Here is a 7,739-nt window from a genome sequence, read left to right as displayed (position 1 = left end):
ACGCCCGCCGCCGTGCCGAACATCAGGCTCGCCATCAGCGCCCCGAGCAGCGCGGCCACCGCCGCCGCCCTCGCGCCGTCGCCGAGGATCGCCGTCGCCAGCAGCGCCACACCAATGCCCAGGACCGCGCACCGGACCGCCGTCCACACGCGCCAGCGTCGCCACGCCTGCTGCAGCCACCCGGCGAGCCAGACATCGTCGCCCGGGGAGCCGACGCGATCCGGGCTACCGCCAGACACGATCTGGTCAGGCGGCATCGGAGACCTCTGGTGGCGCCTGCCGGCGGCGGGCGATCTGCTCGACCATCAACAACCCGAGCGCGAGGCCCCACATGACGCGGGTGTCGAGCCCGCCGGGCAAGCTGGGTGTCTCCGGCATCGCGGCTTCGCGCTGGGTCCGCGCGATGTCCTGCGCGGTCCACGGCGCGGCGGCGTTGATCGTCTCGAACCGCACCAGCGCTTCCGCCGCGGCAACGATGGACCACCACCCGAGTGGCGACGTCGCGTCCGCATCGAGACCGATCACGATCCGCCCATCCTCGGCCCAGCCCCGCATGAGCGGCACACCCTCGAGGGACGTCGCAAGATCATCGGCGACGGACGTGGGCGTGCCGGAGGCTGTCGACCCGCGCCCCGCCAGCGCTCGGTCCGCGGCGTCACGGACACGCGGGTCGCTCGCAACGGCCTCGAGGGCCCGCGAGACCACCGTCGGCGTGGGCGACACGGGCGGCGCGTCCTTCGTGGCGGCCAGCACCTTGGGGTCGACACCTGGCCAACGCACCATGACCGCTGCGGCGGTCGGCGCCGGCAGTCGCAGGCGCTGCACTCGCGTCTGCAGGACGTCGCGCGTCGCGAGGTCGTCAGGCGTCGCCTCGATCGTCACCGAGGGGGGCCCCGCCGTGACGTCGCCATCACTCGGGGACGTCGACGAATCCACGGCAACGAGACGCACCCCCACCGATCGCGGCACGTCCGCGACGTCGTGCGTGCTCAACGCCGCGCCGTCGCCTGCCCACACGATCGCGAGTTCGGTGCGCATGACGCGCGAGGCGTGCGTCGCCTGGGCGATGGCCTCGTCCAGCAGCGCCACGACCTCGCCCGGGCCGATGACCACGGATGACGCGACACCGGCGCGAAGGTCGTCGACGATGCGCGCACGTCGGTCGGCGGGCACGGCGGCATCGAGCACGATGACGCGATGGAGTCGCGCGCGCCACGCCGCGTCGCGCCAGGCGCTCGCGACCGTGGGGCCGGCGGCTGCCGCGGCGATGGCCATCACGATGGCCAAGCGGAGCAGCAGGAGCGGCCAGTCCTGCACGCGATGGAGACGACGTGACACCGGCGAGGCGGCACGCAGGAAGCGCAAGGTCGGGAACGCCAGCGTGCGCGGCTGCTTGCGGGACCACAGGTGGGCCACGATGGGCAGCACCGCCAACGCCGCGAGCGCCCACGCCCAGGGGGTCGCCCAGATCATCGCCGGCCCCCGGCCTGCGCGGCGCGCTGCTGGGTGAAGGCGCGAAGCACGTCGTCGATCCCGCGGTCGGTGCCGGCCTCGACGAAGGTGATGCCTTCGGTGGTGGCGAACCGCTGCTGCTCGGCGATGAAGGTCGCCACGCGCTCGGCGTACGCCTCGCGGATGCGCGTGGCGTCGGCCACCAACCGGTCGCCGGTTTCGAGGTCGACGAACTCCACGTCGCCTCGCGCCACGAGGGCGCGTTCCTCGGGCGTCAGCACGTGGAACACCACGACCTCATGTCCCATGCGACGCGCCTCGCGCAGCGCGGGCTGCACGTCCTCGGCCCCGTAGAGATCGGAGATCAACGCAACGCAGCCGCGGCGTCCCAACCGCGCCGCGGCACGCCTGAGGCCTCCGCTCAGGTCGGTGCCGCCCTCGGCGCGTGTACGCGACAGCGCGCCGAGCATCCGCACCAGGTGGGGACGCCCGGTGCGCGCCGGCAACGCCTCGCCGACCTCTGCGCCGTGCGACACCAGGCCAACCGCCTCGCCCTGCTGCACGAGCAGGTAGGTCAGCGCGGCCGCGAGCAGCGTGCTCACCTGCAGCTTCGTGACGCCACGACCATCGGCAAACGCCATCGAGCGGCTCGTGTCCACCGCCAGCATGACGGGCCACTCCGTCGTCTCCCGGTACACGCGGGTGAAGAGACGGTCGGTGCGGGCGTAGTGCTTCCAGTCCAGATGCTTGAGGTCGTCTCCCGGCAGGTACGGACGCATCTGCTGGAACTCGGCGCCCGAGCCCGTGTAGGGGCTGCGGTGCGCACCGAGTCGTGCGCCCTCGACGATCAGCCGGGCCGCGAGTTCGAGGTCGGCGATCCGTGCCAGCAGCGCGGGATCGAGCGCAAGGGGCGATGCGGATGCGCTCACGCCCGCGCCGGCACCTCGGCGAGCAACCGGGCGACAACGGCGTCGGCGTCGAGCCCTTCGGCTTCCGCCTGGAAGTTCACCAGGATGCGATGACGCAGCACGGGCAGGGCGAGGGCCTGCACGTCGTCGAGGGCGACGGTCGCGCGTCCCTCGAGCAGCGCCCGTGCCTTGCCGCACAAGAGCAGGGCTTGTCCGGCGCGCGGCCCCGCCCCCCAGCGCACGTACTTCGAGACGACCGACGCGGATTCGGGGGCGCCGGGGCGGCTCGCCCGGACGAGGCGCGCCGCGTAGTCCACGACGTTGCTGGCCGCGGGAACGTCACGCACCAGCGCGTGGACGGCCGCGATATCCTCGCCGGTGGCCACGACGCGTGGTGCCGCGGCCGGCGCCGCGGTGGTCTGCGTCAGCATCTGCCGTTCGTCGTCGGCGGTCGGGTACCCGATGACCACGTTGAGCAGGAACCGATCGAGCTGCGCCTCGGGCAGGCTGTACGTGCCCTCCTGCTCGATGGGATTCTGCGTCGCCAGGACGAACTGCGGGGCCGGCAGGTCGTAGCGGATGCCGCCGACGGTCACCTGGCGTTCCTGCATCGCCTCGAGCAGCGCCGCCTGGGTCCGCGGCGGCGTGCGATTGATCTCGTCGGCGAGCAGGATGTGCGCGAACACCGGCCCGCGCATGAAGCGCACCTCGCGGCGTCCCGTCGAGCGGTCTTCCTCGATGACCTCGGCGCCGACGATGTCGGAGGGCATCAGGTCGGGCGTGAACTGGATCCGGTTGAACGACAGGTCGACCGTCCGGGCCAGCGTCTTGATGATCAGCGTCTTGGCGAGCCCGGGGACGCCGCGCAGGAGGCAGTGACCGCCGGCGAAGAACGTCGTCAGGATCTCTCGCAGCACTGCCCGTTGCCCGACGATCGTCCGACCGAGTTCGGCTTCCAGTCGCTGGCCGAGGGCGGCCGCATCGTCGATCGAGAGCTCACGCGTGGGCATGTGGGGCGATTGTAACAATCGGTCCGTCACGTGCGTGGACGACGCCCGACGCTCGGGCGTTTCGTTGACAGGCCTGAACGCCCGCGCTACGCTTCAGCGGTTTTTCGCCCGCCCTCCGGCGAGCCTCCTCATGCCTACCATGTCCAAGTGGGAATCCCTCCCCACCGAAGCGATCAACCCCAACAGCCTTGCGCTGGACACTGCCACCGTGGGCGACGTCGTGGACCTGATGGTCAGCGAGGATCGCAAGATGGTGGCGGCCGTGCATCGCGAGAAGGAGCGGATCATCGCGGGGGTCCAGATGGTCACCGAGTCGTTCCGCAAGGGCGGCCGGGTGATCTTCGTCGGCGCCGGCACCAGTGGCCGTCTGGGTGTGGTCGAGGCGGCCGAGATGCCCCCGACCTTCGGGGTCTCGGCCACGCGCGTGCGCGCCATCATGGCCGGGGGCAAGGACGCCGTCTTCCAACCCAAGGAAGGCGTCGAGGATGACTACGAGGAAGGCGCGCGCGCCATCGCTCGCCTCCGGCCACAGAAGCGCGACGTGGTCATCGGCATCTCGGCCAGCGGCGTGACGCCGTTCGTGCGCGGCTCGCTGACGCGCGCCCGCAAGGCCGGGCTCCGCATCATCTTCGTCACCTGCTGGCCAGGCAGCGAGTTGCAGAACTTCGTCGACCTGATCATCGCCCCGGCGGTGGGCCCCGAGATCCTGACCGGGTCGACCCGCCTCAAGGCCGGCACCGCGACCAAGATGGTCCTCAACATGCTCACCACCATCGCGATGGTGCGCAGCGGCAAGACCTACGGCAACCTGATGGTGGACGTGCAAGCCACCAACGACAAGCTCAAGGACCGGGCGCGTCGCATCATCTCGATGGCGACCGGCGTCGACTACGAGGCCGCCGGCAAGCTGCTCAAGTCGGCACGCAACGACGTCAAGGCCGCCATCGTGATGCAGCGCACCGGCCTGCCCCTCTCCAAGGCGCTGGCCACCCTGCGCAAGTCGCACGACTCGGTGCGCGAGGCCGTCGGCGAGGACGCCGAACCGCGCCTGCGCGCGATGCTCGGCCTCGACAAGAAGTAGGAACCGACGTGCTGGGAGGGACGCCTCGCCGAGGCGTCCGCCCGAGCTCTCCCTACCGCAGCGCGCTGGCCGCCTCGGTGTCGCAGATCAGCTCGACATGGCGGTGCAACTGCAGGAACGACGCCGGCAGCTGCGGCGTCACGGGGCCGTTGATCATGGCGCCGACCGTCGGCGCCTTTTCGGCGCCCGTCACCAGCAGCAGGATGCGCCGCGCCTTCAGGATCGTCCCCATCCCCATCGTCATGGCCTCGGCCGGCACCTGCGCCGGGTCGCCACCGAAGAAGCCGGCATTGGCCTGACGCGACGGTTCGAGGAGCCGGACGCGGTGGGTGCGCGCCTGCAGGCGGTCGGCCGGCTCGTTGAAGCCGATGTGCCCGTTGGCCCCCAGGCCGAGAATCATCAGGTCGATGCCACCGGCGGCGTCGATCGCCTCCTCGAAGCGCGCGCACTCGGCATCGGGATCGGCCGCCAGGCCGTCGAGCACATGCCCCTCACCAGACGTGAGGTTGACGCGATCGAACAGGTAGCGTCGCATGTAGGCCCGATAGCTGCCCGGGTGGTCCTCGCCGATGCCGACGAACTCGTCGAGGTTGTAGGTCGAGACCTGCGAGAAGTCGAGCGTGCCCTCCGCATGCTGCTCCGCCAACAGGTCGTACATCAGGATCGGCGTGCGGCCGGTGGGCAGGCCGAGCACGGCGCGGGGGGAATCGTGCAGGAGGTCCGCCACGCGTTGCGCAGCGAGGTCAGCCACATCCTGCGGGTCGTCACAGAGCGAGATGATCACGGGTCTTGTAAGTGGGGATGGATGCGCCGCCCTGGGCTTCGGCCAGGGCCAGCCGCACGGCGCCAATCGCCGGGTCGGTCGTGAGCAGGTGAACGTCGTCGGCCGGAGCGACGCCGGCGTCCGCGAGTCTGTCGCGGAGCGCCTCGCGCAACCACGGCACGGCATGAAACGCGCCGCCGGCCATGACCACGGGAAAGCGGCCGGTCAGCTCGAGCTGGCCGACCACGGAACGGACGGCCGCGGCCAGTTCGTCGGCGGCCACGGCGGCAATGTGCGTCGCGACCGCGTCGCCGTCGTCACGCGCCTGCTGCACCAGTCGGGCACAGCGCGCGATGTCGCTCGGCTTGAGATAGTGCCGGTAGACCTCGCGCACCAGCTGCTCGGGGCGCGTCACGCCGAAGAACTCGAGCACCAGCGGCGTCAGGCCCGTCGCGGGCCCCCGCCCATCCGCCGCGCGGACGACGGCGCGCAGGGCCTGGCGGCCAATCCAGAAGCCGCTGCCTTCGTCGGCCAAAATGTACCCCCAGCCTCCGGCCCGCGCAGCCTCGTTGCGGTCGTTGCGCCCGTAGGCGATCGACCCCGTGCCGGCGATGATGACGACGCCGGGGCCAAGCCCGGCGCCCGCGACCAGGGCGATGAGCGCATCGTTGGTGACGAGCACCCGGGCCCGCGCCCCGATGCGTCGCATGATGCCCTGGATGATCGCGTTGTCCTCGGGCCGATCGACGCCGGCGATGCCGAGGCAGATCACATCCGGGCGCAGGGTGCCTTCGCCGAGCACCTCGTCGATGAGCTCGTGGAGGGTCTTCTCCACCGCGAGCTCGCCATGCGCGGCAAGGTTGGCCCCGCCACGGCGGGCGCGCGCCAACTCCACGCCATGCCCATCCGCGAGGACCGCCTCGGTCTTGGTTCCGCCCGCGTCGATCCCGATGACCAGCGGTGGTGTGTGTGGCCCCTGCGTCACGCCACGGGGAGTATATACTTCGAGCGCACGCGCCCTGTTCGACTGCGCTTGATCGATGCCCGCTTCTTCTCGCCGCGACCTCCTGCGGCTTTCCCTCGCATCCGTGCTGTCGACGCTGGTCCGGCCAGGCGTCTCGCAGGCCCGTCCCACCGGCGCCGCGGAGATGCGTGGACTGTGGGTCACGCGCAGCTGGATGACCACGCCCGCCCAGGTCGCGCAGGTCGTCGACGATGCGCAGCGGCATGGGTTCACGGCGATCTTCGTCCAGGTGCGGGGACGCGGCGACGCGTTCTATCGCGGAGGCCCTGACCCCCGCGCGGTCCTGCTGTCCCGTCAGCCGGTGTCGTTCGACCCGCTCAGCGAACTGGTAGGGCGCGCACGTGCGGCCGGCGTGCAGGTCCACGCCTGGCTGAACGTCAACCTCGTCGCCGGCGCCACGGCGATGCCGACGGCCGCCGAGCACGTCACCGTACGACACCCCGAGTGGGTGATGCTGCCCCGCCCGTTGGTGCCGACGCTGCTGCGGCTCTCCCCGCGCGACCCGAAGTACGTCGCCTCGATTGCCCGATGGAGTGCACGCCACACCGCCACCATCGAGGGCGTGTTCTCGTCGCCGATTCCCGAGGGCGCACAGGACCGGCTCAACGCCACCATCGACCACCTGACGACGGCCTACGCGCTCGATGGCCTGCATCTCGACTACATCCGGTTCCCGTCGCCCGACTTCGACTACAGCCGCGCGGCGCTCGAGGCGTTTCGCGCGGCGCTGATCCCGGAACTCACGCCGAAGGAACTCCAGGCGCTCGATGCGCGCGCGGCTGCTGCCCCGCTCACGCTGGTCGACGACTACGCGGCGCGCTGGGCCGCGTTCCGGCGCAATCGTCTGACGCACCTGGTGACGCGCCTCGGGGCCACGGCGCGGGCCAATCGACCATCGCTGCAGCTGACGACAGCGGTGTGGCCCGATGCCGACCACGCTCGCGACTACAAGCTGCAGGACTGGAGCCGCTGGCTGCGTGACGGGCTGATCGATGCCGCGTGCCCGATGATGTACGTGTCCAACAGCAGCACGTTCGACCGCCAGTTGCAGGCGCTGACGCAGCAACCCGACGGCGGCGTCTGGCCGGGCATCGGCGCCTACAAGATCGACGCCGACGAGGCGGCTCGGCGCGTGGACGTCGCGCGCAGCCTGGGCTTCAGCGGCGTGATGCTCTACTCCTACGACAGCATGACCGGGGGGCAGGGCCGCTCCTCCACCTATCTGGCGACCCTGCAGCGACGCGCCTTCCGTACCCCAGCCGTCGGCCAGGCCGGTGCGTCGCGCTGATCTCGCGAGCCCGACGGCAGGGCTCGACGAGGCCGGCGCGCTGCTGGCCGCCTGGGTGGCCGACGCACGCCTGCCGTCGGCGACGATCGAAGTCGGCGACGCGCGGGGCGTCAGCGGTCGCCTCTCGATCGGCGCGCCAGACTTGGCCGTGTACGACCTCGCCTCCCTGACCAAGGTGCTCGCGACCGGGCTCGTGGCGATGCGACTCGTGGC

8 protein-coding genes and 1 pseudogene are annotated in these 7,739 nt (G+C 71.3%); 3 read left to right on the top strand and 6 right to left on the bottom strand.

Going from position 1 to position 7,739, the window contains the following annotated elements:
* The 4 genes from Q0C41_RS28095 to Q0C41_RS28080 all read right to left on the bottom strand — a co-directional run.
* A partial coding sequence (locus Q0C41_RS28095) for a hypothetical protein (protein WP_291989749.1) occupies positions 1-257 on the bottom strand: 257 nt, incomplete at its 3' end.
* Positions 247-1,473, bottom strand: coding sequence for a BatA domain-containing protein (locus Q0C41_RS28090; RefSeq protein ID WP_291989747.1), 1,227 nt, complete (start codon positions 1,471-1,473; stop codon positions 247-249). The genes Q0C41_RS28090 and Q0C41_RS28095, both read right to left, overlap by 11 nt.
* Positions 1,470-2,381, bottom strand: coding sequence for a DUF58 domain-containing protein (locus tag Q0C41_RS28085; protein ID WP_291989745.1), 912 nt, complete (start codon positions 2,379-2,381; stop codon positions 1,470-1,472). Before Q0C41_RS28085 ends, Q0C41_RS28090 begins: the two co-directional genes overlap by 4 nt.
* Positions 2,378-3,370 carry a MoxR family ATPase gene (locus Q0C41_RS28080; RefSeq protein WP_291989743.1) on the bottom strand — a complete coding sequence of 331 codons (993 nt, stop codon included), beginning with the start codon at positions 3,368-3,370 and terminating at the stop codon, positions 2,378-2,380. Before Q0C41_RS28080 ends, Q0C41_RS28085 begins: the two co-directional genes overlap by 4 nt.
* A gap of 130 nt (positions 3,371-3,500) precedes the next feature.
* On the opposite strand from Q0C41_RS28080, the gene murQ reads away from it, so the two are divergent.
* Positions 3,501-4,451 (top strand): N-acetylmuramic acid 6-phosphate etherase, encoded by a 951-nt coding sequence (gene murQ / locus Q0C41_RS28075; RefSeq protein WP_291989741.1) that lies wholly within the window; start codon positions 3,501-3,503, stop codon positions 4,449-4,451.
* Between the two features lie 52 nt (positions 4,452-4,503).
* On the opposite strand, the gene nagB is transcribed toward murQ, so the two are convergent.
* Together nagB and Q0C41_RS28065 are read right to left on the bottom strand one after the other, a co-directional pair.
* Positions 4,504-5,235: a glucosamine-6-phosphate deaminase gene (nagB, locus tag Q0C41_RS28070; RefSeq protein WP_291989739.1), complete on the bottom strand. Its 732-nt coding sequence runs from the start codon at positions 5,233-5,235 to the stop codon at positions 4,504-4,506.
* The gene (locus Q0C41_RS28065) at positions 5,216-6,400 is read right to left on the bottom strand and encodes an N-acetylglucosamine kinase (RefSeq protein ID WP_291989737.1); all 1,185 of its coding nucleotides are present in this window, start codon (positions 6,398-6,400) and stop codon (positions 5,216-5,218) included. Before Q0C41_RS28065 ends, nagB begins: the two co-directional genes overlap by 20 nt.
* On the opposite strand from Q0C41_RS28065, the gene Q0C41_RS28060 reads away from it, so the two are divergent.
* Both Q0C41_RS28060 and Q0C41_RS28055 read left to right on the top strand, forming a co-directional pair.
* Positions 6,393-7,526, top strand: coding sequence for a family 10 glycosylhydrolase (locus Q0C41_RS28060; RefSeq protein WP_291989734.1), 1,134 nt, complete (start codon positions 6,393-6,395; stop codon positions 7,524-7,526). The two genes, Q0C41_RS28065 and Q0C41_RS28060, sit on opposite strands and share 8 nt — an antisense overlap.
* Positions 7,513-7,739 (top strand): annotated as a pseudogene (locus Q0C41_RS28055) (hypothetical protein); the annotation flags it as partial. The gene Q0C41_RS28060 and the pseudogene Q0C41_RS28055, both read left to right, overlap by 14 nt.

Source organism: Luteitalea sp. (assembly GCF_022842525.1).
Lineage (GTDB): Bacteria > Acidobacteriota > Vicinamibacteria > Vicinamibacterales > Vicinamibacteraceae > Luteitalea.
The sequence above is the reverse complement of the archived record's forward strand: the minus strand, read 5'-3'. Positions and strand labels throughout refer to the sequence as shown.

Bases quoted from the DNA above. Each gene is read 5' to 3' on its own strand.
- Q0C41_RS28080 (WP_291989743.1), bottom strand. From the start codon at position 3,370: ATGCCCACGCGTGAGCTCTCGATCGACGATGCGGCCGCCCTCGGCCAG.
- Q0C41_RS28090 (WP_291989747.1), bottom strand. From the start codon at position 1,473: ATGATCTGGGCGACCCCCTGGGCGTGGGCGCTCGCGGCGTTGGCGGTG.
- Q0C41_RS28060 (WP_291989734.1), top strand. From the start codon at position 6,393: ATGACCACGCCCGCCCAGGTCGCGCAGGTCGTCGACGATGCGCAGCGG.
- murQ (WP_291989741.1), top strand. From the start codon at position 3,501: ATGCCTACCATGTCCAAGTGGGAATCCCTCCCCACCGAAGCGATCAAC.